A 26,612-nucleotide genomic window follows, 5' to 3' on the forward strand; every position below is an offset into this window, starting at 1 on the left:
CCGGCAGGAGACCGTTCATGCCCGATCTCAAGGACAAGAGCATCATCGTCACCGGTGCCGGCCGCGGCATCGGCGCCACCATCGCCAAGGCGCTCGCCGCCGACGGCGCCAAGCTGACCATCGCCGACCGCACAGAAGCCGACGCCCAGCAGGTCGCCGAGGCCATCCGTGCAGGCGGCGGCAGCGCCATCGCCGTCACCGTCGATGTCCGCGACCGCGCCGCCGTCCGCCGCATGATCGACGAGACGGTGAAGGCCCATGGCCGGCTCGACGTCCTCTTCAACAATGCCGGCATCGCCCAGACCAAGCCCTTCCTCGACATCACCGAGGACGACTGGCACACGGTCAACGACGTCAACGCGCTGGGCGTGCTGATCGGCATGCAGGAAGCGATCAAGACGTTCCGCAAACAGGGCGGCGGCGGCAAGATCGTCAACACCGCCTCCATCGCCGGCAAGCAGGGCTACGAACCGCTGGCCCATTACTCCGCCAGCAAGTTCGCCGTGGTGGCCCTGACCCAGGCCGCCGCCCGCGGCTTCGGCAAGGACGGCATCACCGCCAACGCCATCTGTCCCGGCGTGGTGGCAACCGAGATGTGGAAGATCATCGACCAGGGCTTCCGCGACACCGGCATCACCAAGTCGGAGAACGAGGCCTTCGACATGTTCGCCGCCGGCGCCGTGCTGGGCCGGCCGTCGCGGCCCGACGATCTGGTCGGCGTCGCCCGCTTCCTCGCCTCGTCCGACAGCGACTTCATGACCGGCCAGTCCCTGCTGGTCGATGGCGGGATGGTGTTCGCCTGACCGCTCTCAACGCTCGCCGACAACGATAAAACAGGAGGACAACACCATGAGTGCCACGTCGATGAAGGCCGCCGTCTGGCATGGCCGCAAGGACATCCGGGTCGAGGACGTGCCGCTGCCGGGCGCCCCGCCCGCCGGCTGGGTGCAGATCAAGGTGCATTGGTGCGGCATCTGCGGGTCCGACCTGCATGAGTATGTCGCCGGCCCGGTCTTCATCCCGGTCGACACGCCCCACCCGCTGACCGGCCTGAAGGGGCAATGCATCCTCGGCCACGAGTTCAGCGGCGAGATCGCGACGCTGGGCGAGGGCGTGACCGGGTTCAGCGTCGGCGACCGGGTGGCGGCCGACGCCTGCCAGCATTGCGGCGAGTGCTATTACTGCAAGCACGGCATGTACAACATCTGCGAGAAGCTGGCCTTCACCGGCCTGATGAACAACGGCGCCTTCGCCAGCCTGGTCAATGTCCCGGCCGAACTGCTCTACAAGCTGCCCGACGGCTTCCCGACCGAGGCCGGCGCCCTGATCGAGCCGCTGGCGGTCGGCATGCATGCGGTGAAGAAGGCCGGCAGCATCGTCGGCGAGGCCGTGGTGGTGGTCGGCGCCGGCACCATCGGGCTGTGCACCATCATGTGCGCGAAGGCGGCCGGGGCCGGACGGATCATCGTTCTGGAGATGTCCGCCGCCCGCAAGGCCAAGGCGCTGGAGGTCGGTGCCGGCATCGTGCTCGACCCCAAGGAGTGCGACGCGGTGGCGGAGGTCAAGGCGCTGACCGGCGGTTACGGCGCCGACGTGTCGTTCGAATGCATCGGCCACCGTGACACCGCCAAGCTCGCCATCGACGTGATCCGCAAGGCCGGCAAGACGGTGCTGGTCGGCATCTTCGAGGAGCCCAGCGCCTTCAACTTCTTCGAGATCGTCGCCACTGAGAAGCAGGTCATCGGCTCGCTGGCCTACAATGGCGAGTTCGCCGATGTCATCCGCTTCATCGCCGACGGCCGCATCGACGTGCAGCCGCTGATCACCGGCCGCATCACGCTCGGCGACATCGTCAGCGGCGGCTTCGAGGAGTTGGTCGCCCACAAGGACCGCAATGTGAAGATCATCGTGCAGCCGCAAGCCGTGACGGCGGCGGCCGAACAGCCGGAGCTTGTCCACTGATGGCCCTGCCCGCGCTGCATGCACCCCGTCCGGAACACCGGGCCGAAAAGCCGGCCTGGCTCCGCGTCCGCGCGCCCGCCGGTGCGGCGTTCGAGGACACCCAGTCGCTCGTCCGCCGCCACGGCCTGAACACGGTCTGCGAGGAGGCCGCCTGCCCCAACATCGGCGAGTGCTGGAGCAAGCGGCACGCCACGGTGATGATCCTGGGCAGCGTGTGCACGCGGGCCTGCGCCTTCTGCAACGTCGCCACCGGCCGGCCGGACGCGCTCGATCCCCACGAGCCGGACCGGCTGGCCGAGGCGGTCGGCGAGCTTGGCCTCGCCCATGTCGTCATCACCTCGGTCGACCGCGACGATCTGCCGGACGGCGGTGCGGCGCAGTTCGCCCGCTGCATCCGCCGCCTGCGCGAGACAGCACCGGCCACGACGGTGGAGGTGCTGACCCCCGATTTCCGCAACAAGCCGGGGGCGGTGGAGGCAGTCGCCGATGCCCGGCCCGACGTCTACAACCACAATCTGGAGACGGTGCCGCGGCTCTATGCCGATGTGCGGCCAGGTGCCCGCTATTACGGCTCGCTCCGCCTGCTGGAACGGGTGAAGGAGCGCGACCCAGGCATCTTCACCAAGTCCGGTATCATGGTCGGGCTGGGCGAGGAACCGGCGGAGGTGTTGCAGGTGATGGACGATCTGCGGGCGGCAGGCGTCGATTTCCTGACCGTCGGCCAGTATCTCCGCCCCACCCCCACCCACCACCCGGTCGCCCGCCACGTCACGCCCGACGAGTTCGAGCGCTATGCGACGGTGGCGCGGGCCAAGGGCTTCCTGATGGTGTCGGCGACGCCGCTGACCCGCTCCTCCCACCACGCCGGCCGCGATTTCGAGGAATTGCGGCGGCGGGCGGCAACTACTGCACCACCCTGACCGGCCCCACCTTGGACCCATCCGACTGCGGCGGCTTCATCAGTTTGCAATTGCTGACACAGTAGGTCTGCATCTCCATGCGGCCGCCGCAGCTCACAAAACACTCATCGTAATCCTGGGAACAGCTGCTCAATCGGTAGCAATGAATTTCACTTTCAAAGTCCCCAATTCGCCTTTCATGCTTCGCGCCTTTGGGAAGATGTTTCTTGTACTCGTAATATGCCGCATGCGCACGGGTCATCCCTTCGGCCATGCAGGTCTGGTACCCCAGTTCGACTGCGGCGTTGCACAGTTGTCTCGTCTGCTGGCACTGGGCGACGCAGCGTTTTCCGGCGTCGCTTGCCGGCATGAAAGTGGTCGTCCTCGTCTGTAAATTCGGAGTTGGGGTGCAGCCGGCCATCGCGGCCGCCAGCAGGCAGCCGAGCAGAATGGAACGCCGTGTCATGGTGGGTGCCCCGCTGTGGATTACCGTCGCTTGGTATCAACAACCCACCGGCACGGATTCATCCATCGGCGGTGCGGATTTCGCGAAAGAGAACCGCACCGCCGATGGATGGCAACCCCGAAGCGAAAGGAGGGGCGATCAGGAGAGGGGGGCTGGAACGGGGTGAAACAGTTTCCGGCGGCTGTTCCATCCCGCCACCCTCAGCGCCGCCGCCACTCGAAGGCGGCCGCCCCGCCCTGCCGTTCCAGGGCGGAGCCGAGGGTGGGATAGAGGTCGTCGGGGTTGTGGGTCCAGGGATAGACACCCTTCGGCCCTTCCGCCTCCGGCTGGGCCAGCACGGCGGCGACGGCGCGCGGATCGGGCAGGCGGCGTTCACGGAGTGCGCCGGGGAAGTCGTCGTCGAGTTCAGGGATGAAGACGGCGGGCGGATCTTCCGGACGGGGCGGACGGGGCGGAAGGGACGTGTCGGGGGCTTCGGGGGCCGCCGGTTCGGGGGAGCGGGCCGGCTGGGTCCGTTCCGCCTGGGCCGCCGGACCGGACAACAGGCCCAGCCGGTCGGCCAGCCAGCGTACGGTGGAGGGATCGCCGCAGGAGACCAGCCGCTCGATCTGCTCCACCACCAGCATGCGGATCGAGGCGAGCCGCAATTCGGCCTCGCGGTTCAGCGCCTGCCGCTCCCACCACACCCTGTGACGGAAGTCCTGCGATCCGTAATAGGCCCGCCACAGCGTGGTGCGGCTGCACCCCATGGCGCGGGCGACATAGAGAAAGCTGGAACCGCGCGCCAGCATGCCGGCGGCCATGATCCATTGTTCCTCGTGGAACTGCGATCCGGGAACCAGCACGCCTTCGGCGGGCACCGGCGGCTCCTCCGCCCAGCGGGGGAAATTGTCGTTCTGGAAGCTGCGGGGATCGAGAGGCATGGGTCTGCTCCGCGAAGAGGGTGGGACGGTCGCGGAGAGGTTATAAGATTTAATTCCTTTTCTGGTGGATTTTCGCGAAAACCGGCCATCGCCGCCGCCGGGGATCAGGGCGGGATCAGGGGATGCTGCGCGGCGGCGGCAGAGGGATTGGCCGGGCTTTTCCCTGAAACCCCTCGATCTCCGTTACGTCGGCGCGCTGGAACTGAACGATGCCATCGAAGGGGGCCGCCGCCTGGAATGGTTCAAAAGGACGACTCTCCAGCCGGCAACGCCTGGCGTCCGCCTCTTCGATCTTGAAGACAATCGCGCTGCCGGTTTGCAGGATCAGGCACCCCGACAATTTGCGCGCCTCGGCGACGCCCTTCCTCTCGTCCAGGCGCTTGACGGTGATCGTCACCGGCATCCCTCCACCAAAGCCGAGCATCCGCAGCGCGGTCGCCGCCAGCACGCTTCCACCGGGAAAGACCATCACGAGGACGATCGCCACGGCCATTCCCAAAGCGGCCATCCGACGAGGCACGAGTTCGCCCCGGGTCAGCATGCCATGGAAAAGGAAGATGGGCAGGAATGTCCCAAGAAAAATCAATGTTCCGACAAAATCAGAGCTTCTCGATATAAAATAGAAAACATCGGGAAAGAGAATCGGAACGGATGATAGCCAAAACAGCAGGAAAAGATTGGCGAACGATACGAAGACAAGAACACCCCAAAAATTGCTATACCATTTTCTATTCTCTTTTCGATTCGCCAAGAGCGCCAATATCATCGGGCAGAAAATTCCGGACATCGAAACCGCCAGCAGTAACACTGGCGTAGGCATGTAATATTCAACGTGACTATCGATATTCATCCAATATGAAATAACAACCAGGATGGGAAGCAAGATGGATGGCAAATATAATTTCACATAATCCTTCAGGAAGCACTTCAATGATTCGGCCGGTTTCCCACTCTTTTTATAGAGTCCCGGAAAATATTCACGCACGGGCTTGTCGGCAAACTGTTTGATGGCGATGGGGAACATCAGCATCAACAGGATCATGAACACCAGGACGGCGACCATCATGGTGAAGACCAGCAGGAACAGCGCCAGCGCCGCATCGACGGATGGAAATGGCGCGCCGACACGCACCATGTAGATCCAAACGAGCGGTGCGCCGAGGATGGCGGAAAAGATCGTCGTGATCTTCACCAACCCGGCCAGCCATTCCCCCGTCTCCTTGACTTTCAAGGCGGCAGGCGGAAAGTTGGCGAACAGACCTGAGGCGGACTGTTCGGGGATGTCCATCATGCTTTCCTCCGTCCGCGCCGGGACGGGACGCCGCCCGCCGCCCGCTCGGCACGGATGCGCTCCAGCAGGACGGAGGCCGGCTCGTCGTTCGGGTCCTGCGGCACCAGCTGGCCACGGAACGCCTTGGCGAGGATGGATTGGTCGAGGGTGGTGAGGCGGGAATTAGCAATCTTTACGTTAGTGTGAACGGCTTCAATGGCAGAGAACGCCTTGTCAATACGGTTGACAATCTCGCGTTGCTCTGCAACCGGTGGAAGCGGCACTGGGAGTTTACGACAAATCTCCAAAGTCAGATTTTGTTGCCCTGCCGTCGCCTTAGAAAGTAAATTCGCTCTAAAAAGAAGACCATTAGATAGAAAATAGTACATGAGGAATCTTTTCATAAGACTTGGCACACAGCGAAATACGGCTATTGCTTGGTTAATATTCCACTCTGGAAACGAATCAGGAACAATAGACACTTTCCCTAGTGGCGGCCCAACGATATTCATTAAGACATCGCCCGGTAATACTTTAGAACGCGCCAATTCTCCAGAATGCACTTCGGCAGGCACAAAAGTTGGATCTACAGAAAAATCCAGATCGCCAAAAAACGTCAGATTATAAACTTTGATATAGGGCACGCCACCGACTTCGGCAGACATCTTATCCCGAGACGGCGTTGTACCTTTCGTAATGAAACCGCAAATTTGCTCAGCACTCACCCATTGCCAGGATGGCGGAAGCACAGGAAGATCGTCAGATACATCTAATTTTTCTGCAGGCATGTAGCTACGATTTCCTCTAAACCCTTCAAATAGATCTTTCCTTTCCATTTCAACGCGCCCGAGCATGTCTTCCCGGCTCTCAATTAAAGGCGACGCCCTCCGCCAACTCACCGTCAAGTTACCGCTGAAAGCGGCGGCGAGGATAGATTGACGACAGCGGTCGATCATTACTGGCAGCGAGTCCAGCGCCTCACGGGCACGGCGTGAGCGCACTGTCAGTGCCTCAATCTTCTCGACAATTCGGCGTTGTTCGTCAGACGGCGGTATAGAAACCTCAAAATCTGACAATTTTTCCGAGCTTATACTTGCAACAGTCGTTCCTGCCTTTGAACATTCCTGAAGAATCGACTGCTTCCCCGCAGTCAAGGCGAGACGCAGATATTCGGGAACGATCCCTGACGCGGGCGTCAAGGCCTTCATGTCCTGATTGATTGTCACCGGTCGTATTGTCGTGGCGACAGGGAAAGAGTGAGCCAGAATCCCACTTCGCGTTACCATGAGAACTGATCCGGCAGGAACTAAATTACACGCAGAATTCTCTACAGCCGCCTCTGTAATGTGATCTTCAGCGTCATCAATGACAGCCCGTTTCATGTCTTTTGGGGACACCCAAGGAATATTGCCATTCTCCCAATAGGCAGGTTCTGACTTGGTCGGCGTTCCGCCTCCGCGCCAAGTACCCAGGTCCCTCAGCTTTTGCTGGACCCATCCCGCCGGCAATTCCCGCCGGCTCATTCCGCAGCCTCCGCGACGGCGGTATCCACCTCATCGCCGCCCAGCAGATCGGCCAGCGCCTCCATCTCCTCCAGCGCCACGCGCAGGGTATCGATTATGTCGGCAGCGATCACGTCCGGTTCGGGCAGTTCGGCTTCCGCGCTTTCGTCGCGCAGCCAAGTGAGGTCCAGGTTGTCGCCGCGCGCGGTGATCTGGTCGCGGGTGAAGCGGCGGAAGCGGCCCTGCTCACCTTCATCCACGCGGGGTGCCTTGCCCAGCGGGTCGGCGCCATAGGCGGCCTCGAAAGCGGCGAAATGGTCGCGGGTCAGGGGGCGGGTCTTGCCGAACTGCGGCATGTTGGACCGCATGTCATAGACCCAGACCTCGCCGGTGTTGCTCTTGTCGCTGCGGCCGCGGGTGAAGAACAGGACGTTGGTCTTGACGCCCTGGCTGTAGAAGATGCCGGTCGGCAGACGCAGGATGGTGTGCAGGTCGCACTTGTCCATCAGGTCGCGCCGGATGTCGCGGCCGGCGTTGTCCTCGAACAGCACATTGTCCGGCAGCACCACGGCGGCCCGGCCGCCGGGCTTCAGGCCGCGGTAGATGTGCTGGAGGAAGGCCAGTTGCTTGTTCGAGGTCGGGTAGGTGAAGTCGTCGCGGCTCGGCAGGCCACCGCCCTTCTTGGTGCCGAAGGGCGGGTTCGTCAGCATGACGTTGACCTTCGGCAGCCGCGCCCCCTGCTCCGACAGCGCGTCGCCAAGCTGGAGGTCGCCGGTGACGTCGTGCAGCATCAGGTTCATCAAGCCGAGCCGGTGGGCGTCCGGCACCAGCTCCATGCCGACGAAGGCATGGTGGCGCTGGAAATACTGCTCCTCCGACTTCAAGTCCCACAGGTCGTTGGTGTGCGCCTTGACCCAGCGGTCGGCGGCGATCAGGAAGCCGCCGGTGCCGGCCGCCGGATCCTGCACATACTCGCCCGGCTGCGGCTTGACCAGCGCGACCATGCTGTCGATCAGCGGACGCGGGGTGAAATACTGGCCGGCGCCCGACTTCTTCTCCGTCGCGTTGCGCTGGAGCAGGCCCTCGTACATGTCGCCCAGCCCTTCCTGGCGGGCCGAATACCAGTCCAGCCCCTCGATCGCCTCGACCAGCGCCTTGAGGATTCGCGGCTGGCGCAGGCTGGTCTGGGCGTTCTGGAAGATCGACTGGACCTGCGCGGAACCGTAGGTGCCGAGATGGATCAGCATTTCCTTGTAGAAGGTCAGCTGCTCAACGCCCTGCCGGCCGCGGACATCGCCCCAGCGGTAACCGGACGGCAACTGCTCCTCCGCCCCCGTCTCCTCCGCCATCTTCAGGAAGATCAGGTAGGTCAGCTCGGTCACATACTGGTGATAGGTGATGCCGTCATCCCGCAGGATGTGGCACAGCCCCCAGAGCTTGGAGACGATGTCGTTGGTGGCGTTCATGGCGCGCGTATCAATCCTCGGAGTAGTTCGACAAACGGCGCAGGCCGTTGCGCGTCGCGTATGCATGCAGAACGACCGCAAAGGCGCGGGCGTCCGCTTCGGTGTCCCAATAACCGCTGTCGATCTTGGGCTTTTCGCTGGCGGCATCGGATCGGGTGACCCGCCACTCTCCGGCACAATGCATGACCTCGAAGTAATCGTCATACATGCCGACGTGCCGTTCGATAAGGGCAATCATGTTCAGGTCGGTGGCGTAAACCGGCGCGCACTCGTCGGGGATGCTGCAGCCATTCGGCAAAATGTGCATGCCGCCGGAGGTCGATGCGCCCCAGGCATTCAACACAGCCCTGCCCTTCCAATAGGGTGAGCGGTCGAACTCGTCGGCAAGCTTGGCGGCGGTGTCTGGCGTCATCATCGCATACCCGAATGAAGCGGAGGGCACTTACCCCGCATCCTGCCAAAGCTCTTCATTGATCTTTGAAAGATGCTCCGCCAGTTGCCCATCGAACACCCTGTCCAATCGCGCGAACCCGCCACCTTGCTGACGGAATTCGCCCTGATCAAGCGTGTCGCGATCAACAACGACCTCTTTCTTCAGGTGCCGGGCGATCCGTTCCAGCCAGTCGCGCTGCGCTTTCGTCCAGGGACGGCTGGATAGCACCCGGCGCATCGCCCGGTCCACCCGCTCGTCATAGGGTACCAGCGCATCACCCAGCGCGGCGCGGCGGATGTAGCCGATCACCGACGCGGCGATATCGGCATTGTCCATGTCGCGGAAGGCTGCCCGCAGTTCCGCCTCGCCGAAGCCATCGCGTTCCAGCAGCAGGCGGACCTCGCGCAGCTGGGCACGGGTCAGCTCGCGCGGGGCGTTGGCGACGGCGTTCAGCGCCGGCACCCGGTTCATGTTCTCGGCCAGATAGCGGCGGAAGCTGGCGATGTAATCCTCCGGCCGGGTGATGTTGACGCCGTAGCCGGTTTCCTCGTGCCGGAACTCGTCGGTGCCGTCATAGAGCGGGACATGGATCGGGTCGTCGCCGATGCGGGTGTCCAGCAGCTCCATCAGCGCCCGGTGGTCGATCAGGATGCGGGCAGCCTCCTCCGGCGCCGCATCGCGCAGACGGCGGACGAAGGTTTCGGAGTCGGTGCCGGCAAGGTCGCGGAAGCGGCGCTCGCCCGCCTCGGTCAGCCGGCGGCGCTTGCGGTGCAGCTTGGCGACGATCTGGCCGACCAGCCAACGCGCCTGCTGCCGACGCCGCTCGGCAGCCTGGGGGTCCTCCGGCGCGGGTGCCGGCCCAGAGGATGCTTGGTCATCCGGGCCGAGGAACGGGGCCTGCCCCTCCTCCGCGAAGCCGGTCAGCGGAAGTGCAGGGGGCGGCGGCTCCTGCGCCGGCAGGGGCGTGCGGGTCGCTTCGGCCAGTTCCTCCATCAGCGTGGCGAAGGTGATGTTCGGGTTGGTCACCACCGGCTTCATCTGCGACATGGCTTCCATCGCCGCATAGATGCCGACGGCGTCGAAGATGCGGAAGGCGGTCTTGTGACGGCCGGGGCCGAACAGATCCTCGCACAGGCGGGTGCCGCGGCCGATCATCTGCTCGTACAGGATGCGGCTGTTGACCCGGCGGATGAAGACGAGGTTGACGATTTCCGGCACGTCGATGCCGGTGGTCAGCAGGTCGACGGTGACGGCGACCTTCGGCAGCTCCTCGTTCTTGAAGCGGCGGATTTGCCGCATCGGGTCGTCCGACCGGCCGGTGATCTTGGCGACGGCGTCGTTGTCGATGCCGCCATAGCGGTCGGCGAAGGCCGTCCGCAGGGCGCCGACCACGGTTTCGGCATGCAGGTCGGTCGCGCAGAAGACCAGCGTCTTGCCGGGCAGGCTCGGGTCGATGTGACCGGCCAGCCATTCGGCGATGACGCGGTTGAAGTCGCGCGTCAGGACGCGGCGGTTGAAGTCCTGGACATCATAGCGGACCTCGTCCGGCAGATGGATCAGGTCGAGCTGGCCGGTGCGGGTGTCCAGCACGTCCACCGCGGCCCCGGCATCCCAATGGATGCCCTCCTGGCTGAGGGCGGTGTGGGCACGGATGGGCGGCTCATGATCGACCAGCCAGCCATCTATGACGGCTTCCTGGTAGGTGTAGTGGATCACCGGCTCGCCGAAAATGTCGACGGTGTGCAGGGCCGGGGTCGCGGTCAGGCCGATCCTCACGGCGTCGAAGCGGTCGAGAACGCGCCGGTATTTCGAGATGTAGTCGCCCTGGTCGCGGAAACTCAGCTCCTCGTCCCCCATCTCGCGGTCGAGCAGATAGCCGCGGTGGCACTCGTCGACGACGATGCAGTCGTACTCGTCGATGGGCGGCGGGGCATCACCGTCCAGGATGCGGCGGACCAGGGATTGGACCGTCGCGATGTGGAGCTTGGTTTCGGCGTCCGGGAGGATGTCGCCCAGTTCCTTGACCTGGAAGATGTCGGCGAAGACCTGCTGCTGCTCCATCCGCGTTTCCTTGAACGCGTTGCCGGCCTGCTCGCCCAGAGCGGTGCGGTCGACCAGGAACAGGATGCGGCGGAAGCGCTGGGCCTTCAGCAGGCGATAGACGAGCGCGATGCAGGTCTTGGTCTTGCCGGTGCCTGTGGCCATGGCGACCAGGATGTCGCGCCGGCCGGCGCCGATGGCGGCCTCGACGGCACGGATCGCCCGCTCCTGATAGTCGCGCAGCGGGAAGTTATAGCCGAACGGGTCGCGGGCAAGCCGGTCCTGCGCGGCCCGCGGATCGTTGCGCAGCGCCTCCAGCAGGCCGGCGGGGGTGTACCAGCCGTCGAGCGCCTTGGCATGGTTGTGAGGGTGGCGGGCGTCGCGGAACCAGACGCCCGACAGCTCCTCGAACTGGCGCAGGAAGGGGCGGCCGTTGGTCGAAAACAGGAAGGGCACCGGATAGCGAGCGTCGCCCTCCCCCCACGGCCCTTCGGCCGGTGGCACCTCGTCGGCACGGCGGACATAGCCGCGACTGTAGCGGGCAGCCCGCTCGATGTATTCGGAGGCGTTGGTGTTGCGGCGCTTCGCCTCGACCATGCCGACGATGGTCAGGCCGACGAACAGGGCGTAATCGGCCCGTCCGTCCGCCGTGGGCCATTCGGCAATGGCGAGGTTGCGGCCCTTCTGCGGGCGGGTGCCGGCGGCGTAGCTCAGCGTTTCGCTGTCGGCCTCCCACCCGGCTTCGCGAAGCTGGGCATCGATCAGGCGGCGGGTTTCGCGCTCGTCCAGGTCGATGCCCTGCCCGACCTCCTGCGCCAGCTCGACGGTCTGCTGGATGGCCTGCGCCGGCATGGCGGCGGCCTGCGCCTGGACGCTGGTCAGCAGTTCGGCTTCCAGCCGGGCACGGCCGGCCTCGACCTGCTGGGCAAGCCGCTCCCATTCCAGCCGGTCGGCTTCGGCCTTTGCGGCACGTTCCTCCGCGGTCAGGCGGCGCTCGGCCTCGGCCTGCGCTTCGGCCGCCATGCGCTCGTGGGCCGATTGCTGCGCCTGGAGTTCGCCGCGAAGCCGGTCCAGCTCCGCCTTCATGGCGGCGCTCTCGGCACGCGGGTCGCGCGGCGGCACGAAGGGGCCGGGGTTGAAGGCGCGGTCACCGGTGACGGTGCGATGGAACCAGACGCCAAGCGTGCGGCCATGCTTCAGGCAGGACAGCGCCATCGCCTGATCGCCGGCAAGGTCATGGTTGGCCGCGTTGCCGGTCTTGCGGATGTAGTGGAACAGGTCGCCGACCTCGCGCGGCAGGGCGCCACGGTCGCGCAACCGGCGTAGCAGCTGGTCCTGCGTCTCCTCCGGCGAGGTCCACATGCCGAGCTTGGCGGCCGTCAGCTGGGCCAGCAGCTCGGCGAACTGCCGCATCTTGAGGATCGCGGTGTTGGCGTCATCCGCGAAGAAGCGCTCGCCGAGCGCACCAAGCCGTTCAAGCTGGATGCTGTGTTTCGCGAGGAAGCTGAAGTTGGCTGACCGGCTCACCATTCACCTCATGCAAGCGCTCAAGCTTACACGTCATGGCGGACCCTGTCACCTTGCGGCGTCGACCTGCGGTTGGGTCGTATCGGCGCCGGAACGGTCGGCGCATCAGAGGTGGGGGCGCGGCGCCGGCGAGGGGCACCCTCCCCCTGCCGTGACACGGCTGTGACACCGCGCTCCTCGAAGCCCCTCAGACCTAAGTCAAATGCTGCCTTTGCAGATAGTCCTCGCTCTGCATCTCCATCAGGCGGCTGACCGTACGCTCGAATTCGAAGGCGTGGGTGCCTTCCGGATAGAGACGCTCGGGCGGTCCCTCCGCGGCGATGACGACGTTGACCTTGTGCTCGTACAGCGCGTCGATCAGCGTCATGAAACGCTTGGCCTCGTTGCGCAGCTCGTCCTTCATCGTCGGCACATGGTCGATCAGCACCGTGTGGAAATGGGTGGCGATCGCCAGATAGTCGGCCGCCCCCAGCGGCTTGCCGCACAGGTCCCAGAAATCGACCCAGGCCACGCATTTGGCGGCACGCGCGATATCCACCCGCCGCCCCTGCACCGTGAGGCTGCAAGGCTCGCCCGCCGCACCGCCGGTCAGGTCGGAGAAAGCTTTCGCAAGGGCGGCATCCGAGGCCGGGCCCAGCGGGTGATGGTAGATCGGCACGCCCTTCAGCCGGTCCAGCCGGTAGTCGGTCGGGCCGTCCAGGGACAGGATGTCGAGCTTTTCCTTCAGCAGGGCGATGAAGGGCAGGAACAGCTCGCGCTGGAGACCGTCCTTGTACAGCATGTCGGGCGGCCAGTTCGAGGTCGCCACCACCACCACGCCAAGGTCGAACAGGTTGGTGAACAGCCGGCCCAAAATCATCGCGTCGACGATGTTGGTGACGTGGAACTCGTCGAAGCAGAGCAGCCACGCCTCGTCGGCCAGCGCGCGGGCCAGTTCGGGCAGCGCCTCGTCCGGGCCGTCGCCCTTGCCTTTGCCGGATTGACGGTGGTCGTGGATGCGCTGGTGGATCTCCAGCATGAATTCGTGGAAATGGACGCGCCGCTTCTTGTCGACCGGGGCGGTCTCGTAGAACAGGTCCATCAGCATCGACTTGCCGCGGCCGACGCTGCCGTAGATGTACAGCCCCTGCGGTGCGGTGGAGGCGATGTCCGGCGGCGGCGGCGCGGCGCGGCGGCGGCCCAGACCGAAGCGCTCCAGCCACCCGCCCCCCGCCGGCTTGTCGTCGCCGACGGGCTGCGGCCGATAGCCCTTCAACGCCTGATACAGGCTTTGGAACTTCTCCGCCGCCAGTTCCTGGTCGGGATCGGGGCGAAGAGTGCCGCTGCCGCGGCGGGCGCGGTAGAGCGAAAGCGGTCCGTCGGTCATGGGGATATGCGCGATCCGGCTGCCAAGATGGCTCCTTACCTAACGGATGGCGCCGGCCACGGCAACCGCCGACGGCAGGGCGATCAGGGCATGGCAGAGTGGCGTCCACACCCAATGCACGAGGCATGAACGGCGCGGCATCTGCGCGCAGTGGAAAACCCCGCATTTCCGTCTGGTTACACTTTCTTTAAGGTGCCGGCGCGATTAGAGTGTGATCGCTTCAAACGGTATCGCTTGAAGCGTGAATCACACGGAAAACCAAAAGCTTAGAGTTTATCTGGTGCTCAATAAGCATCAGACAAACACTAAACAAGGCAGGCCGTCCGGCCGCAACCGCCACAGGAAATCACGACGCCGATGCCCGTTCCCGGGTCCGCCTCCCCGCCACTGCCCCGCTCCACCGCCGGTCTGGCGGGGGCGTTGCGTGGCCGGCTGGGATCGGTGCGCTTCCTGATGACCGCGTCCGGCCTCGCCTTCATCCTGGTGGTGAACACGCTGATCGGCTACGGCATCCTCCAGGGCCGGCGCGAGGCGCTGGACGCCGGGGAGCGCGCGACCCGCGATCTTGCCCGCATGCTGGAATCGCAGACGCTGCGGACGGCCTTCGCGGTGGACCAGCTGCTGCGCGACCTGTCCTTCGCGCTCGACACGCTTCCCGACGGTCCCCGCCGCGGCAGCACGGCGATCCACGACCATTTGCGCCAGCGGCGCGACAATTTCGCCGAGCTGGCCGATCTGGTGGTGGTCGACGGCGACGGCCTCGCCCTCCATCATTCGGCCGAACTGCCGCTGCCGACGGTTCCGTTGTCCGACCGCGCCTATTTCACCGGCCCGCGTGACGGCGGCCAGGATCTGCATGTCAGCGCCGCCATCACCAGCCGGGTGCGGCCCGGCACGCAGATCATCCCGTTCAGCAGGCGCTGGCTGGATACCGACGGCGGCTTCCGCGGCGTGCTGGTCGCCATGGTCGATCCGACACGTCTGGCGGCGACGCTGGAATCGCGAGATATCGACCGCAAGGGCAGCGTGATCCTGGCGCTGGGGGATGGCACCATCCTGCTGGAGCGGCCCCAGGGTCACAGCGGGACGCAAGGCGGAAGTGACGGTGGAAACCACGGCGAACCGGGCCGGCTGACCGACTGGCCGGCGGTGTGGACTGCGCTTGCCACCCATGACGAGGCCACCATACGCGACGCGGCACCCGGACCCGGGGGCAGCACCGACAGCCTGGTCAGCGTGCGGCGGGTGCAGGGCTATCCCTTCGTGATCGTCGCGACCCTGCCGGTGGCGGCGGCACTGGCCGAATGGCGGCGCGATACGGCGGCCTGGACCTCCATCGGCACGGTGATGACCATCGCCATCGCCCTGCTGACCGCTTTCGTCGTCCGCCAGCATGCCCGGCGGGACGAGGATCAGGCCCGGCTGGCCCGTGCCTCGCGCCGGATCCGCGGCATCCTCGATTCCATGCTGGATGCGGTGGTGACCTTCGACACCGCCGGGCGCATCGTCACCTTCAACCGCGCGGCGGAGATGATGTTCGCCGTGCCGGAACGCGAGATGATCGGCCAGCCGATCGAGGCGCTGATCCCCGATGCGCGCGGCGGCGCCAACGACCGCGACCTGACCGCCCTGCGCCACGACGGCCATGCCTTTCCGGTCGGCTTCACCGTCAGCGATCTGCGGCTGGGCGGAGGGACCGGCGCGATGCGTCCGGACGAACCGCGCATCCATGTCGGCGTCATCCGCGACATGACGCGCCGCAAGCAGCAGGAGGCGGAACTGATCGCCTCCAAGACCCAGGCGGAACTGGCGAACCGGGCGAAGAGCGAATTCCTGGCCAACATGAGCCATGAGCTGCGCACCCCGCTGAACGCCATCATCGGCTTCGCCGAGGTGCTGGACAGCGAGTTCTTCGGCACCGTCAACGAGCGGCAGAAATCCTGCATCACCGACATCCACGACAGCGGCCGGCACCTGCTGGACATCGTCAACGCCGTGCTGGACATGTCGAAGCTGGAAGCCGGCCAGTTCGAGCTGTGCGAGGAGGCGGTGGAGGTGCATGAGGCGGTCGCCCAATGCCTGATGATGGTGCGCGACCGCGCCGCCTCCGGCGGGGTGGCCATCCACAACGAGGTGACCGCCGCCATCGCGACCCTGTGGGTCGACCGCCGTGCCTTCAAGCAGGTGATCCTGAACCTGCTGTCCAACGCGGTGAAATTCACGCCCGGCGGCGGCAGCATCACCATAACCGCCGGGATGGAGCAGGACCGCGGCTTCGCGCTGATTGTCGCCGACACCGGGATCGGCATCCCGCCCGACTTCATGGCCGACCTGTTCCAGCCCTTCCGTCAGGCGGAGAACGCCGCCAACCGCCGGTACGAGGGCACCGGGCTGGGCCTGTCGATCTCGAAGAATTTCGTCGACCTGCATGGCGGCACGCTGACCTGCCGCAGCACGCCGGGCGCCGGGACCACGATGACGGTGCGGCTGCCGGCCGGGCGGGTGATCGAACAGCCCAGCAAGATCGGCAGCCACGCCCCGGTTCCGGCGGCCTGAGGCCGTTTTACTTCAGGCGCGTTGCGGAGAAGCGCCGGGGCGGATTGACGAACTCGTCCTGCGCGGCGATCAGCTGAAGTTCGCGCGTGCCCATCCGCCGCGTCGTTTCGAAGATGGCGAAGATCGCCGCCGCCGCCTTTTCCAGCGCATCGGCCGGGTCGAAGGCGGTCAGGTAATGGGCAAGGAACAGGGCCGCCACCGCGTCGCCCGAGCCGTTGGGCGGCGGGTCGAAGGTCAGGCGCGGCGTCGACACCAGCCAGGCGCCGTCGGCGCCGTCCACCAGCATCTCGATGCTGTCGGGATCGGCATCGCTGCGCGTCAGGCTGGTGACCAGGACAAGGCGCGGACCACGGGCCCGCAGCGCCGCGGTGGCGGCCAGCGCGTCGTCCAGCGTCGCCACCTTGCGGTCGGTCAGATATTCCAGTTCGAACTGGTTCGGCGTCATCAGGTCGGCGGCGGGAACCGCATGGTCGCGGATGAACTCCGGCAGGCCGGGCCGCACGAAGAAACCGCGGCCGACGTCGCCCATCACCGGGTCGCAGCAGTAGATCGCCTTGGGATTGGCGGCCTTCACCCGCGCCGCCGTCTCGACGATGACCTGCCCCAACTCGACGGCGCCCATATAGCCGGACAGCACCGCATCCTGCGCCGGCAGCACGCCACGGGCGGCGATGCCGTCGACGATGTCGGCGATATGCTCCGCCGTGAAGACCTGCCCGGTCCAGGCGCCGTAGCCGGTGTGGTTGGAGAACTGGACGGTGTTCACCGCCGTGGCGTCGATCCCCAGCCGCTGCAGCGGAAACACCGCGGCGCGGTTGCCGACATAGCCATAGGCGACGTGCGATTGGATGGTGAGGACGCTTTTCATAGGAGAAGCGTAAGCGACGCTCCGCCGGGCGTAAAGCCGCCGACTCCGTGGCAACGGGCGGGGAGCGCGGCATGGCTGCCATGCGCCGGGCCTCGCGAACGGGGATGCTGCGGCGGTGTGGCACACGGGTGCCGCCCCATGGACAGCACCCATGGACAGGATCGGGGCGCGCGGCTAAAGCTGGCCCCTTCCATCATCCGCAGTTCCGGGATACCGCCATGGCCACCACAGTCCGCCCCCGCCGCAGCGTGCTCTACATGCCGGGCTCGAACGCCCGCGCCCTGGAGAAGGGGCGCAGCCTGCCGGCAGACGGGCTGATCCTGGATCTGGAGGATGCGGTCGCCCCGGATGCCAAGGCGGCGGCGCGCGACACCATCGCCGGCGCGCTGGCCGCCGGCGGCTATGGCGGGCGTGAGCTGATCGTCCGGGCCAACGGGCTGAACACGCCCTGGGGCTATGACGATCTGCGCATGGCGGCGGCCAGCGGTGCCGACGCCGTGCTGCTGCCGAAGGTGGAGAGCGCCGACGCGGTGCGGCAGGCCGAGGCGGTGCTGCGTGCAGCCGGGGCGCCGGCCGGACAGACCATCTGGTGCATGATGGAGACGCCGCTCGGCATCCTGAACGCCAAGGAGATCGCAGGATCCTCCCCCGCCGTCGGCGGGCTGGTGCTCGGCACCTCGGACCTCGCCAAGGATCTGCACGCCGCCCACACGGCGCAGCGGCTGCCGATGATCACCAGCCTGGGGCTGTGCCTGCTGGCGGCGCGGGCCTATGGGCTGGCGGTGCTGGACGGCGTGCATCTGGACCTGAACGACGACGAGGGCTTCGCCGCCTCCTGCCGGCAGGGGCGCGAGTTGGGCTTCGACGGCAAGACGCTGATCCACCCCAAGACGATTGCCGCCTGCAACGCCGCCTTCGCCCCCGACGCCGATGAGATCGCCCAGGCCCACCGCATCATCGCCGCCCATGCGGAGGCGGCAGCCGCCGGCAAGGGCGTGGTGCTGGTCGACGGCAAGCTGGTGGAGACCCTGCATGTCGAGAACGCCCGCCGGCTGGTGACGCTGGCCGAGGCCATCGCGACGCTGGAAACGGCAGGTTGAGCATAAGTTTTCTCTGATTTCCCCCGACTCCAACCGTCCCATTCCAAGTGGGGAGGTTGGATGGGGCGATTCGCAGCCGACAGATTACCTCGTATTGCTTGCCATACCAACAATACCGGTTGCAGAAATTGTCTGTTATTTGGAACCAACACTCGGCTGTCCGGTTGTCGATTCAGCAAGGCACAGTCGGAGGTTGGTTATGGCCTCGAAAGAGAGCAATCGTACGTCGGGCCGCGGCTTCGCGTCGATGGACCCGGATCGGCAACGCCAGATCGCCAGCAAAGGCGGTGAAAGCGTACCGGCCGACAAACGCAGCTTTTCAAAGAATCCGGAACTCGCGGCAGAGGCGGGACGCAAGGGTGGGCGCAGCGTGCCCGCGTCCTCGCGCAGCTTCTCCAAGAATCCGTCCCTGGCGGCCGAAGCCGGCCGCAAGGGCGGACAGGCAAGCCATGGCGGCCGCACGGCCGACCGGCCGACCGGAGGCGATTGACCGGGGAGAGTGAAGAGTTGGGTATCGTGCAGACGAAAAAGCCCCCGTCCTTGCGGACGGGGGCTTTTTCTTTCAACGCAATCGGCAACGCTGCCGGGTGACCGATCAGGAGGCCACCTTGTCCAGCTCGCGCAGGATCGAATCGCCCATCACGGTGGTGGAGCAGCGCGCCATGCCCGGAGCCATGATGTCGGACGTGCGCATGCCGCCGCCCAGCACGTTCTGGATGGCCCGCTCGATCAGCTTGGCATCCTCGTCCAGGTTGAACGAGTAGCGCAGGCACATCGCGAAGGACAGCAGCGTGGCGCAGGGGTTGGCAAGGTCGCGGCCGGCGATGTCCGGGGCGGAGCCGTGCACCGGCTCGTAGAGCGCCTTGCGGTGGCCGTTGGCATCCGGGGCACCCAGCGAGGCCGACGGCAGCATGCCGAGCGAGCCGGTCATCATCGCCGCCTCGTCCGACAGGATGTCGCCGAACAGATTGTCGGTGACGATCACGTCGAACTGCTTCGGGTTCTTCAGCAACTGCATGGCGCCGTTGTCGGCGTACATGTGGCTCAGCTCGACGTCCTGGAACTCTTCCCCGTGCAGCTTCGTCACTTCCTGCCGCCACAGCAGGCCGGACTCCATGACGTTCGCCTTTTCCATCGAGCAGAGCTTGTTGCCGCGCTTGCGGGCCAGCTCGAACGCGACGCGGGCGACGCGGCGGATTTCCGACGTGGTGTAGACCTGGGTGTTGACGCCGCGGCGCTCGCCGTTGCCGATGTCGGTGATGCCGCGCGGCTCACCGAAATAGACGCCGCCGGTCAGCTCGCGCACGATCAGGATGTCCAGCCCGCGGATGACGTCGGCCTTCAGGGTCGAGGCGTCGACCAGCGCGTCGAACACCACGGCCGGGCGCAGGTTGGCGAACAGGCCCAGTTCCTTGCGCAGGGTCAGCAGGCCGGCTTCCGGACGCTTGGTGTAGTCGGTCGGGTTGTCCCACTTCGGGCCGCCGACGGCACCCAGCATCACCGCGTCAACCGCCAGCGCCTCGGCCAGGGTGGCGTCGGACAGCGGAACGCCATGGGCGTCGATGGCCGCGCCGCCGACCAGCCCTTCGGACACGTCGAAGGTGATCTTGCGCTTGCGGTCCATCCAGTCGATGACCCGGCGAACCTGGCGCATCACCTCCGGGCCGATACCGTCGCCGGGGAGGAACAGAAGCTTCTTATTGGCGGCCATGGCGGGCGCACTCCCAAATGTCAGACGTCAAGAAGACAGAAGTTGAAGAGGATCGGGGGAGGATGGAGGCGCTCAGCCCCACATCCACGGCTGGCCCGCGCGCTGCTTGCCCTCATACCCGTCGATATGGGCCGACTGCTGCAGGGTCAGGCCGATGTCGTCCAGGCCGTTCAGCAGGCAATGCTTGCGGAAGGGGTCCAGCTCGAAGGAGATGGTGCCGCCATCCGGGCCGGTGATGGTCTGCTTCTCAAGGTCGACCGTGATGACGGCGTTCGACCCGCGCGACGCGTCGTCGAGCAGCAGGTCGACCTGCTCCTTCGGCAACTTGATCGGCAGGATGCCGTTCTTGAAACAGTTGTTGTAGAAGATGTCGGCGAAGCTGGGGGCGATGATGCAGCGGATGCCGAAATCGGCCAGCGCCCACGGCGCATGCTCGCGCGACGAGCCGCAGCCGAAATTCTCGCCCGCCACCATGATGCTGGACTTGCGGTAGGCCGGCTTGTTCAGGACGAAGTCCGGGATCTCCTGCCCGTCCGGGGTGTAACGCATCTCGTCGAACAGATGCTTGCCAAGCCCCGTCCGCTTGATGGTCTTCAGGAACTGCTTCGGGATGATCATGTCGGTATCGACGTTGATCATCGGCAGCGGCGCCGCAACGCCGGTGAGAACCGTGAACTTTTCCATCGCCAGAAATCCTGTCGCGCAAGAAAGCGCAAGCGTGCGCATGCAGAGCGTGGTGAATAGCAGACCGAACAAGCCATTGCCAGAGGAAGCTTGCCCTTTTCCCGGCACGCACTGAGCGAACAGGCATGCGCGAATGCACCGGCACGCATCATTGTTGCGCGTTGGGCAGCGTATCGGCGCGGTCGGGCCCGTTTGGAGATGCCGGAACGCAGCACCCGGATCGCAAGGGGGATCGCTGGACGGGAATAGGGTTGAGGCTCCTGCTGTTCATCGGGCGGCGGATGGGCGACCACCCCTTGCAGTGGAGGCCCCGCCCGCCTACCAAGTCGCCCAGCCAGTCGACATGCCCACCAGAACGAAAGCCCGCCCGATCCGATGCCGACACATGACGACGACCGCAGCGCCCGCCTGATCGGCATCGCCTTCCTGCTGCTGGCGCCGCCGGCCTATGGGCTGCTGACGCTGGCCTTCGGGATGGATGCGAACTGGGACCTGCGGAATTACCACTGGTACAACGGCTATGCGATGCTGACCGGGCGGATCGGGCGCGATCTGCTGGCCGCCCAGATGCCGACCTTCTACAGCCCGTTCCTGGACGTTCCCTTCTATTGGCTGGCGACCCATCTGCCGGCGCGGGCGGCGGGATTCCTGTGGGGGACGCTTCAGGGCATCAACCTCTCGCTGCTGTATCTGCTGGCATCATTTTCCCTCCGGAACGTTCCGGCCCCGAAACGGACGCTGATCGCCATGGCGCTGGCCGTCGCGGGTGGGCTGGGCGGCGGAACGCTGGGTCTGATCGGCACCACCTTCCAGGACAATGTGGTCAGCCTGGGCGTGCTGGGTGCCGCGGCGGTCATTGCCGGCAGCCTTCCCGGCATCCTCGACGGCCGGCCGCTGCTCAGCTTCGCGCGGGTCGCGGCGGCCGGGCTGCTGGCCGGGGCGGCGATGGGCCTGAAGAACCCGACGGTGATCTATGCGGTCGGTCTGTGCCTGGGCTTCCTGGCATTGCCGGCCCGGCCATGGCGCCGGCTGTGGCTGGCCTTCTTCTTCGGCATCGGCGTGCTGGTTGGGCTGGGGCTGGGCGGCGGCGTCTGGATGGCGCATCTGTGGCACGATTACGGGAACCCGGTCTTCCCGCACATGAACCACATCTTCAAGTCGCCTTTCGCCGCGCTCTCCGACTACGTCAACGTCAGCTTCTTCCCGCCCGGCCTGTGGCAACGGCTGTTCTTCCCCTTCGTCTTCACCGTTTCCCCCCTGACGGTGGGCGAAGTGCCTTTCTTCGACCTGCGGGTGCTGGCGCTGTTCGTTCTGGTGCCGGTCGGAGTCGTCTGCGCGGTCGTCTCGGGGATGTTGGGGAAGCGGAACGACTGGCTGACCGCCGTGCCGGCGACCCGGTTCCTGCTGGCGGCGATGACCGTCACCTATGCGTTGTGGGTGGCGATGTTCTGCATCTACCGCTATCTGGTGCCGCTGGAGATGCTGGCGCCGCTGGCGCTGGTGATGGCGGTCGGGCTGCTGCCGCTGGCGCGCCGGCTGCGCATCGGGCTGGCGGTGGCGCTGCTGGCCGTGGTGCAGCTGACAATGCAGCCGGCCGACTGGGGGCGGGTCGCCTGGCCAACGGGCGCCGATGATCGCTGGGTCGAGGCGGACGTCCCGGCCATCGCGGATCCGGACGACACCATGGTGCTGATGGCCGGTTACTGGGCCACCTCGCACGTCATTCCGTCCTTCCCGGCGCGGGTCACCTTCGTGCGCATCCAGTCCAACTTCCTGCAGCCGGATTCCGTCGGCAACGGCTATCTCGCCATCCTGAAGGACAAGGTTGCCTCCCACCGCGGCCCCTTCCTGATGCTGAGCACGATTCCCGACACGCCCGGCGCGGCGAAGGCCGCGGGGCTGCTCGGCCTGCGGCTCGACCCGCAGCGCTGCCGGCCGATCCCCAACAATCTGGGGGAGACCCTGAACCTATGCGCCGTTGACCGCGAGGGCGGCAAAAGGGAGATAGTGGAATAATCGCGGCGTTTGTGCTGTTTATCGCCGCAGACAGCCCGACCTGCAGACAGCCCGATCTGCTGACAGCTCGGCCTGTCCCGTCTCCAGCCAGAAGCCAGCGCCATGACCGTATCGACCATTGACCGCCCCGCCCTCACCCCGGATGCCGGCGCTTCCGGAACGCCTTCGGCGGCCGCGGCGGTCGGCCCGGCCCCCACCATCGCGGTGCTGATCCCCTGCTACAACGAAGAGGCGGCGATCGGCAAGGTGGTGCAGGACTTCCGCGCGGCCCTGCCGGACGCCATCGTCTATGTCTACGACAACAACTCGAAGGACAGGACGGTGGAGGTCGCGCGCGCCGCAGGCGCCGTGGTCCGGAGCGAGCCGTTGCAGGGCAAGGGCAACGTCATGCGCCGCATGTTCGCCGACATCGAGGCGGACGTGTATGTGCTGGTCGACGGCGACGACACCTATCACGCCGCCAGCGCGCCGGAACTGGTCAGGCGCCTGTGGGACGAGCAGCTGGACATGGTCAACGGCGCGCGGGTGACGGAGATCGTCGCCGCCTACCGCCCCGGCCACCGCTTCGGCAACCTCGTGCTGACCGGCATGGTCGCCAAGATCTTCGGCAGCCGCATCGGCGACATGCTGTCCGGCTACCGCGTCTTCTCCCGCCGCTTCGTGAAGTCCTTCCCGGCGCTGGCCAGCGGTTTCGAGACCGAAACGGAGCTGACCGTCCATGCGCTGGAGCTGCGCATGCCGATCGCCGAGGTGAAGACCCCCTACAAGGACCGTCCGCCCGGGTCGCACAGCAAGCTGAACACCATCCGCGACGGCATCCGCATCCTGCGCACCATCATCATCCTGGTGAAGGAGGAGCGGCCCCTGCCCTTCTTCTCCGCCGCCTTCGGGCTGCTGGCCCTGCTGTCGGTGATCCTGGGCGTGCCGGTGATCGCGACATATTTCCAGACCGGGCTGGTTCCGCGCTTCCCCACCGCCCTGCTCGCCACCGGGCTGATGCTGCTGGCCTTCCTCAGCCTGACCTGCGGCCTGATCCTCGACACCGTCACCCATGGCCGCCGCGAGGCCAAGCGCATGAGCTACCTGTCGCTGCGCGCACCGGGCCACCACCGGCCGCTGGCGGCGGAGCGCGGGGCCGGCACCTGCGAGGACGGGCGCCGGTGATGGCATCGGTCGCGAGATTGCTGGACAGCCGGCTCGGCCGGCTGGGGGTGCAGTTCGCCAAGTTCGGCGCGGTCGGCATCGTCGGGCTGGTGGTGGACACGGTCGTGCTCTACGCCGGCCTGGCGCTGGGCCTGCAATTCTTCGCCGCCCGCGTCCCGTCCTTCTTCGCGGCGGCGACGGCGACCTGGGCGCTGAATCGCGCCTTCACCTTCCGCGGTGCGGCGGACGAGCCGCTGCACCGCCAGTGGGCCAAGTTCATCGCCGCCAACGCCATCGGCGGCGTGGTGAATTACGGCGTGTCGGTCGGGCTGGAATCGAGCGTGCAGATGGTCGCCGATCACCCGTTCCTGGCGGTGGCCGCCGGGTCCGTCGCCGGCATGTTCTTCAACTTCGCGGCGTCGAAGCATCTGGTGTTCAAGGGGGCGTAGCAAAGGGCCGTGCCCTGTGGCGGCGCCCGCGATTCTGCCTTGCGCGGCGCCTTATGGACTTATCCCCGCGGCTCGCCATATAACGGCGGCCATGACCCGCGAATTCCTGAAGATGCACGGCCTCGGCAACGACTTCGTCGTGATCGACGCCCGTTCCGAATCCTACCGCCCCTCGGGTGCGGAGGTGCGCGCCATCGCCGACCGCCGGATGGGCGTCGGGTGCGACCAGTTCATCGTTCTGGAGAAGACCGATGCGCCGGGCGCCGATGCCTTCATGCGCATCCGCAATGCCGACGGCAGCGAGGCCGCGGCCTGCGGTAACGCGTCGCGTTGCGTCGGCTGGCTGCTGATGGAGGAGAGCGGGCGCGACCGTGCCAGCTTCCAGACCGCCGCGGGTCTGCTGCATGCAAGCCGTGCCGACAATGGCCGCATCACCGTCGACATGGGCGCGCCCCGCCTCGATTGGGCGGCGATCCCGCTGGCCGCACCCAGCGACACGCTGCGGGTCGAGACGGTCGAGCATGGCGGTTTCGCCGCCCCGGTCGCGGTGAACATGGGCAACCCGCACGCCGTCTTCTTCGTCGACGATGCCGAGGCGGTGCCGCTGGACGAAGTCGGCCCGGTTTTCGAGAACCACCCGGCCTTCCCCGAGCGGGCCAACATCGAATTCGCCCAGGTGCTGTCGCCCACCGCCATCCGCATGCGGGTGTGGGAGCGGGGCGCCGGCATCACCCAGGCCTGCGGCTCGGGCTCCTGCGCCACGCTGGTCGCCGCGGTGCGCCGCGGCCTGACCGACCGCAAGGCCGACATCATCCTGGACGGCGGCACCCTGACCATCGAATGGACCGAGGACGACCGCGTCCTGATGACCGGCCCGGTGGCGCTCGCCTTCAGCGGCCGCCTGTCGGCGGAGCTGGTTTCGCCTGAACTGGTTTCGGAATGAGCGACAGCACCGACAGCACGACGCAGACCGGCCCCGAGATCGTCACCTTCGGCTGCCGCCTGAACACCTACGAGTCCGAGGTGATGCGCAACCATGTGCGCAGCGCCGGGCTGGACGACGTGGTGATCGTCAACACCTGCGCCGTGACGTCGGAGGCCGAACGGCAGGCGCGGCAGACCATCCGCAAGCTGCGCCGCGAACGGCCGGACGCCCGCATCGTCGTCACCGGCTGCGCCGCGCAGATCGACCCGCAGCGCTTCGCGGCGATGCCGGAGGTCGATCAGGTCCTGGGCAACCAGGAAAAGCTGCAGCCGGAAAGCTGGGGCCTGCCGCCGGCCGAGAAGGTGCTGGTCAACGACATCATGTCGGTCAAGGAGACCGCCGGTCATCTGATCGGCGGGTTCGAGGACCGCGCCCGCGCCTTCGTGCAGGTCCAGCAGGGCTGCGACCACCGCTGCACCTTCTGCATCATCCCCTATGGCCGCGGCCCCTCGCGTTCCGTCCCCATCGGCGGCATCGTCGAGCAGATCCAGGCGCTGGTGAAGGCCGGCTACAACGAGGTGGTGCTGTCGGGCGTCGACATCACCAGCTACGGCCCCGACCTGCCGGGCTCGCCGTCGCTGGGGCAGATGGTGCGCCGGCTGCTGGCGCTGGTGCCGGAGCTGCCACGGCTGCGCCTGTCCTCCATCGACTGCATCGAGATGGACGACGATCTCTGGCGCCTGATCGAGAACGAGCCGCGCCTGATGCCGCACCTGCACCTGTCGCTCCAGGCCGGTGACGACATGGTGCTGAAGCGGATGAAGCGCCGCCATGGCCGCGCCGATTCCATCGCGTTTTGCGAGCGGGTCCGTTCGGTCCGCCCCGACGTGGTGTTCGGCGCCGACTTCATCGCCGGTTTCCCGACGGAGACCGAGGAGATGTTCGAGAACACGATGCGGCTGGTGGAAGAGTGCGGCCTGACCTGGCTGCATGTCTTCCCCTACAGCCCGCGCCCCGGCACGCCGGCCGCCCGCATGCCGCAGGTCGATGGCGCCGTCCGCAAGGAACGCGCCGCCCGTCTGCGCGCCGTCGGCGAAGCGGCGGAGGCCCGCACCCTGGCAGGCCTCGTCGGCCGCACCGCCACGGTGCTGGTGGAGAAGGACGATCTGGGCCGCACCGAGCATTTCGCCGCGATCCGCCTGGGCCGGATCTTCCCGCCCGGCTCGCTGGTGCCCGCCGCCATCACCGGCATCAAGGACGGCGTGCTGACCGGCACCCCGCTCTGACCCCTCTTATAGTGGACACT

General features: G+C 66.3%; 22 protein-coding genes. 11 read left to right on the forward strand and 11 right to left on the reverse strand.

From position 1 onward, the window contains the following. Positions 1 to 17 precede the first annotated feature (17 nt). From CRT60_RS31225 to lipA, 3 genes are read left to right on the forward strand one after another with little or no spacing between them, the layout of a single operon-like run. A complete protein-coding gene (locus tag CRT60_RS31225; protein ID WP_098740311.1) occupies positions 18 to 803 on the forward strand; it encodes an SDR family NAD(P)-dependent oxidoreductase in 786 nt (261 codons plus the stop codon). Between the two features lie 46 nt (positions 804 to 849). After that, positions 850 to 1,962: a 2,3-butanediol dehydrogenase gene (locus CRT60_RS31230; RefSeq protein ID WP_244592858.1), complete on the forward strand. Its 1,113-nt coding sequence runs from the start codon at positions 850 to 852 to the stop codon at positions 1,960 to 1,962. Next, positions 1,962 to 2,882, forward strand: coding sequence for a lipoyl synthase (gene lipA / locus CRT60_RS31235; protein ID WP_098740312.1), 921 nt, complete (start codon positions 1,962 to 1,964; stop codon positions 2,880 to 2,882). Before CRT60_RS31230 ends, lipA begins: the two co-directional genes overlap by 1 nt. On the opposite strand, the gene CRT60_RS31240 is transcribed toward lipA, so the two are convergent. The 8 genes from CRT60_RS31240 to zapE all read right to left on the reverse strand — a co-directional run bounded on the left by CRT60_RS31240 (position 2,866) and on the right by zapE (position 13,854). Continuing rightward, a complete protein-coding gene (locus CRT60_RS31240; RefSeq protein WP_098740313.1) occupies positions 2,866 to 3,327 on the reverse strand; it encodes a hypothetical protein in 462 nt (153 codons plus the stop codon). The two genes, lipA and CRT60_RS31240, sit on opposite strands and share 17 nt — an antisense overlap. A gap of 200 nt (positions 3,328 to 3,527) precedes the next feature. After that, positions 3,528 to 4,250, reverse strand: coding sequence for a hypothetical protein (locus tag CRT60_RS31245; protein WP_098740314.1), 723 nt, complete (start codon positions 4,248 to 4,250; stop codon positions 3,528 to 3,530). A gap of 115 nt (positions 4,251 to 4,365) precedes the next feature. After that, the gene (locus CRT60_RS31250) at positions 4,366 to 5,541 is read right to left on the reverse strand and encodes a hypothetical protein (protein ID WP_143273427.1); all 1,176 of its coding nucleotides are present in this window, start codon (positions 5,539 to 5,541) and stop codon (positions 4,366 to 4,368) included. Continuing rightward, the gene (locus CRT60_RS31255; protein WP_098740316.1) at positions 5,538 to 7,043 is read right to left on the reverse strand and encodes a restriction endonuclease subunit S; all 1,506 of its coding nucleotides are present in this window, start codon (positions 7,041 to 7,043) and stop codon (positions 5,538 to 5,540) included. Before CRT60_RS31255 ends, CRT60_RS31250 begins: the two co-directional genes overlap by 4 nt. Further along, the gene (locus CRT60_RS31260) at positions 7,040 to 8,488 is read right to left on the reverse strand and encodes a class I SAM-dependent DNA methyltransferase (protein WP_098740317.1); all 1,449 of its coding nucleotides are present in this window, start codon (positions 8,486 to 8,488) and stop codon (positions 7,040 to 7,042) included. Before CRT60_RS31260 ends, CRT60_RS31255 begins: the two co-directional genes overlap by 4 nt. A gap of 10 nt (positions 8,489 to 8,498) precedes the next feature. Continuing rightward, positions 8,499 to 8,903, reverse strand: a complete 405-nt coding sequence (locus tag CRT60_RS31265; RefSeq protein WP_098740318.1) for a hypothetical protein — start codon at positions 8,901 to 8,903, stop codon at positions 8,499 to 8,501. Between the two features lie 27 nt (positions 8,904 to 8,930). Continuing rightward, complete coding sequence (gene hsdR / locus CRT60_RS31270) at positions 8,931 to 12,491, reverse strand: type I restriction-modification system endonuclease (protein WP_204562113.1); 3,561 nt, start codon at positions 12,489 to 12,491, stop codon at positions 8,931 to 8,933. Between the two features lie 190 nt (positions 12,492 to 12,681). After that, the gene (gene zapE, locus CRT60_RS31275) at positions 12,682 to 13,854 is read right to left on the reverse strand and encodes a cell division protein ZapE (protein WP_098740319.1); all 1,173 of its coding nucleotides are present in this window, start codon (positions 13,852 to 13,854) and stop codon (positions 12,682 to 12,684) included. A 357-nt stretch (positions 13,855 to 14,211) separates the two neighbouring features. On the opposite strand from zapE, the gene CRT60_RS31280 reads away from it, so the two are divergent. After that, positions 14,212 to 16,410: an ATP-binding protein gene (locus CRT60_RS31280; protein WP_098740320.1), complete on the forward strand. Its 2,199-nt coding sequence runs from the start codon at positions 14,212 to 14,214 to the stop codon at positions 16,408 to 16,410. A 7-nt stretch (positions 16,411 to 16,417) separates the two neighbouring features. Here CRT60_RS31280 and pdxY read toward each other — a convergent pair whose 3' ends face one another. Then, positions 16,418 to 17,278 (reverse strand): pyridoxal kinase PdxY, encoded by an 861-nt coding sequence (pdxY, locus tag CRT60_RS31285; protein ID WP_098740321.1) that lies wholly within the window; start codon positions 17,276 to 17,278, stop codon positions 16,418 to 16,420. A gap of 218 nt (positions 17,279 to 17,496) precedes the next feature. Here pdxY and CRT60_RS31290 point away from each other — a divergent pair, with 218 nt between their 5' ends. Both CRT60_RS31290 and CRT60_RS31295 read left to right on the forward strand, forming a co-directional pair. Further along, positions 17,497 to 18,378 carry an HpcH/HpaI aldolase/citrate lyase family protein gene (locus CRT60_RS31290; protein WP_098740322.1) on the forward strand — a complete coding sequence of 294 codons (882 nt, stop codon included), beginning with the start codon at positions 17,497 to 17,499 and terminating at the stop codon, positions 18,376 to 18,378. Positions 18,379 to 18,577: 199 nt separating this feature from the next. Then, positions 18,578 to 18,868 (forward strand): con-10 family general stress protein, encoded by a 291-nt coding sequence (locus CRT60_RS31295; protein WP_098740323.1) that lies wholly within the window; start codon positions 18,578 to 18,580, stop codon positions 18,866 to 18,868. 105 nt (positions 18,869 to 18,973) lie between these two features. Here the strand turns inward: CRT60_RS31295 and leuB are convergent, their stop codons facing one another. Next, entirely contained in the window at positions 18,974 to 20,089 is a 1,116-nt protein-coding gene (gene leuB, locus CRT60_RS31300) for a 3-isopropylmalate dehydrogenase (RefSeq protein WP_098740324.1), read from the reverse strand. Positions 20,090 to 20,161: 72 nt separating this feature from the next. Continuing rightward, positions 20,162 to 20,773: a 3-isopropylmalate dehydratase small subunit gene (gene leuD / locus CRT60_RS31305; protein ID WP_098740325.1), complete on the reverse strand. Its 612-nt coding sequence runs from the start codon at positions 20,771 to 20,773 to the stop codon at positions 20,162 to 20,164. Positions 20,774 to 21,148: 375 nt separating this feature from the next. On the opposite strand from leuD, the gene CRT60_RS31310 reads away from it, so the two are divergent. From CRT60_RS31310 to mtaB, 5 genes are all read left to right on the forward strand, one after another. Then, positions 21,149 to 22,789 carry a hypothetical protein gene (locus tag CRT60_RS31310; protein ID WP_098740326.1) on the forward strand — a complete coding sequence of 547 codons (1,641 nt, stop codon included), beginning with the start codon at positions 21,149 to 21,151 and terminating at the stop codon, positions 22,787 to 22,789. Positions 22,790 to 22,891: 102 nt separating this feature from the next. Further along, positions 22,892 to 23,953: a glycosyltransferase family 2 protein gene (locus CRT60_RS31315; RefSeq protein ID WP_098740327.1), complete on the forward strand. Its 1,062-nt coding sequence runs from the start codon at positions 22,892 to 22,894 to the stop codon at positions 23,951 to 23,953. Continuing rightward, complete coding sequence (locus CRT60_RS31320) at positions 23,953 to 24,381, forward strand: GtrA family protein (protein WP_098740328.1); 429 nt, start codon at positions 23,953 to 23,955, stop codon at positions 24,379 to 24,381. The genes CRT60_RS31315 and CRT60_RS31320 overlap by 1 nt, the downstream gene beginning before the upstream one ends. 91 nt (positions 24,382 to 24,472) lie before the next feature. After that, positions 24,473 to 25,324, forward strand: coding sequence for a diaminopimelate epimerase (dapF, locus tag CRT60_RS31325; RefSeq protein WP_098740329.1), 852 nt, complete (start codon positions 24,473 to 24,475; stop codon positions 25,322 to 25,324). Beyond that, entirely contained in the window at positions 25,321 to 26,592 is a 1,272-nt protein-coding gene (gene mtaB / locus CRT60_RS31330) for a tRNA (N(6)-L-threonylcarbamoyladenosine(37)-C(2))-methylthiotransferase MtaB (protein ID WP_098740330.1), read from the forward strand. Before dapF ends, mtaB begins: the two co-directional genes overlap by 4 nt. Positions 26,593 to 26,612 lie beyond the last annotated feature (20 nt).

The sequence above is a fragment of the Azospirillum palustre genome (assembly GCF_002573965.1).
GTDB classification, from domain to species: domain Bacteria; phylum Pseudomonadota; class Alphaproteobacteria; order Azospirillales; family Azospirillaceae; genus Azospirillum; species Azospirillum palustre.

What these genes read in the sequence shown, in the direction of transcription:
- CRT60_RS31225 (WP_098740311.1), top strand. Translation starts at nt 18, where the DNA reads ATGCCCGATCTCAAGGACAAGAGCATCATCGTCACCGGTGCCGGCCGC.
- CRT60_RS31230 (WP_244592858.1), top strand. Translation starts at nt 850, where the DNA reads ATGAGTGCCACGTCGATGAAGGCCGCCGTCTGGCATGGCCGCAAGGAC.
- lipA (WP_098740312.1), top strand. Translation starts at nt 1,962, where the DNA reads ATGGCCCTGCCCGCGCTGCATGCACCCCGTCCGGAACACCGGGCCGAA.
- CRT60_RS31240 (WP_098740313.1), bottom strand. Translation starts at nt 3,327, where the DNA reads ATGACACGGCGTTCCATTCTGCTCGGCTGCCTGCTGGCGGCCGCGATG.
- CRT60_RS31245 (WP_098740314.1), bottom strand. Translation starts at nt 4,250, where the DNA reads ATGCCTCTCGATCCCCGCAGCTTCCAGAACGACAATTTCCCCCGCTGG.
- CRT60_RS31250 (WP_143273427.1), bottom strand. Translation starts at nt 5,541, where the DNA reads ATGATGGACATCCCCGAACAGTCCGCCTCAGGTCTGTTCGCCAACTTT.
- CRT60_RS31255 (WP_098740316.1), bottom strand. Translation starts at nt 7,043, where the DNA reads ATGAGCCGGCGGGAATTGCCGGCGGGATGGGTCCAGCAAAAGCTGAGG.
- CRT60_RS31260 (WP_098740317.1), bottom strand. Translation starts at nt 8,488, where the DNA reads ATGAACGCCACCAACGACATCGTCTCCAAGCTCTGGGGGCTGTGCCAC.
- CRT60_RS31265 (WP_098740318.1), bottom strand. Translation starts at nt 8,903, where the DNA reads ATGATGACGCCAGACACCGCCGCCAAGCTTGCCGACGAGTTCGACCGC.
- hsdR (WP_204562113.1), bottom strand. Translation starts at nt 12,491, where the DNA reads ATGGTGAGCCGGTCAGCCAACTTCAGCTTCCTCGCGAAACACAGCATC.
- zapE (WP_098740319.1), bottom strand. Translation starts at nt 13,854, where the DNA reads ATGACCGACGGACCGCTTTCGCTCTACCGCGCCCGCCGCGGCAGCGGC.
- CRT60_RS31280 (WP_098740320.1), top strand. Translation starts at nt 14,212, where the DNA reads ATGCCCGTTCCCGGGTCCGCCTCCCCGCCACTGCCCCGCTCCACCGCC.
- pdxY (WP_098740321.1), bottom strand. Translation starts at nt 17,278, where the DNA reads ATGAAAAGCGTCCTCACCATCCAATCGCACGTCGCCTATGGCTATGTC.
- CRT60_RS31290 (WP_098740322.1), top strand. Translation starts at nt 17,497, where the DNA reads ATGGCCACCACAGTCCGCCCCCGCCGCAGCGTGCTCTACATGCCGGGC.
- CRT60_RS31295 (WP_098740323.1), top strand. Translation starts at nt 18,578, where the DNA reads ATGGCCTCGAAAGAGAGCAATCGTACGTCGGGCCGCGGCTTCGCGTCG.
- leuB (WP_098740324.1), bottom strand. Translation starts at nt 20,089, where the DNA reads ATGGCCGCCAATAAGAAGCTTCTGTTCCTCCCCGGCGACGGTATCGGC.
- leuD (WP_098740325.1), bottom strand. Translation starts at nt 20,773, where the DNA reads ATGGAAAAGTTCACGGTTCTCACCGGCGTTGCGGCGCCGCTGCCGATG.
- CRT60_RS31310 (WP_098740326.1), top strand. Translation starts at nt 21,149, where the DNA reads ATGCCGACACATGACGACGACCGCAGCGCCCGCCTGATCGGCATCGCC.
- CRT60_RS31315 (WP_098740327.1), top strand. Translation starts at nt 22,892, where the DNA reads ATGACCGTATCGACCATTGACCGCCCCGCCCTCACCCCGGATGCCGGC.
- CRT60_RS31320 (WP_098740328.1), top strand. Translation starts at nt 23,953, where the DNA reads ATGGCATCGGTCGCGAGATTGCTGGACAGCCGGCTCGGCCGGCTGGGG.
- dapF (WP_098740329.1), top strand. Translation starts at nt 24,473, where the DNA reads ATGACCCGCGAATTCCTGAAGATGCACGGCCTCGGCAACGACTTCGTC.
- mtaB (WP_098740330.1), top strand. Translation starts at nt 25,321, where the DNA reads ATGAGCGACAGCACCGACAGCACGACGCAGACCGGCCCCGAGATCGTC.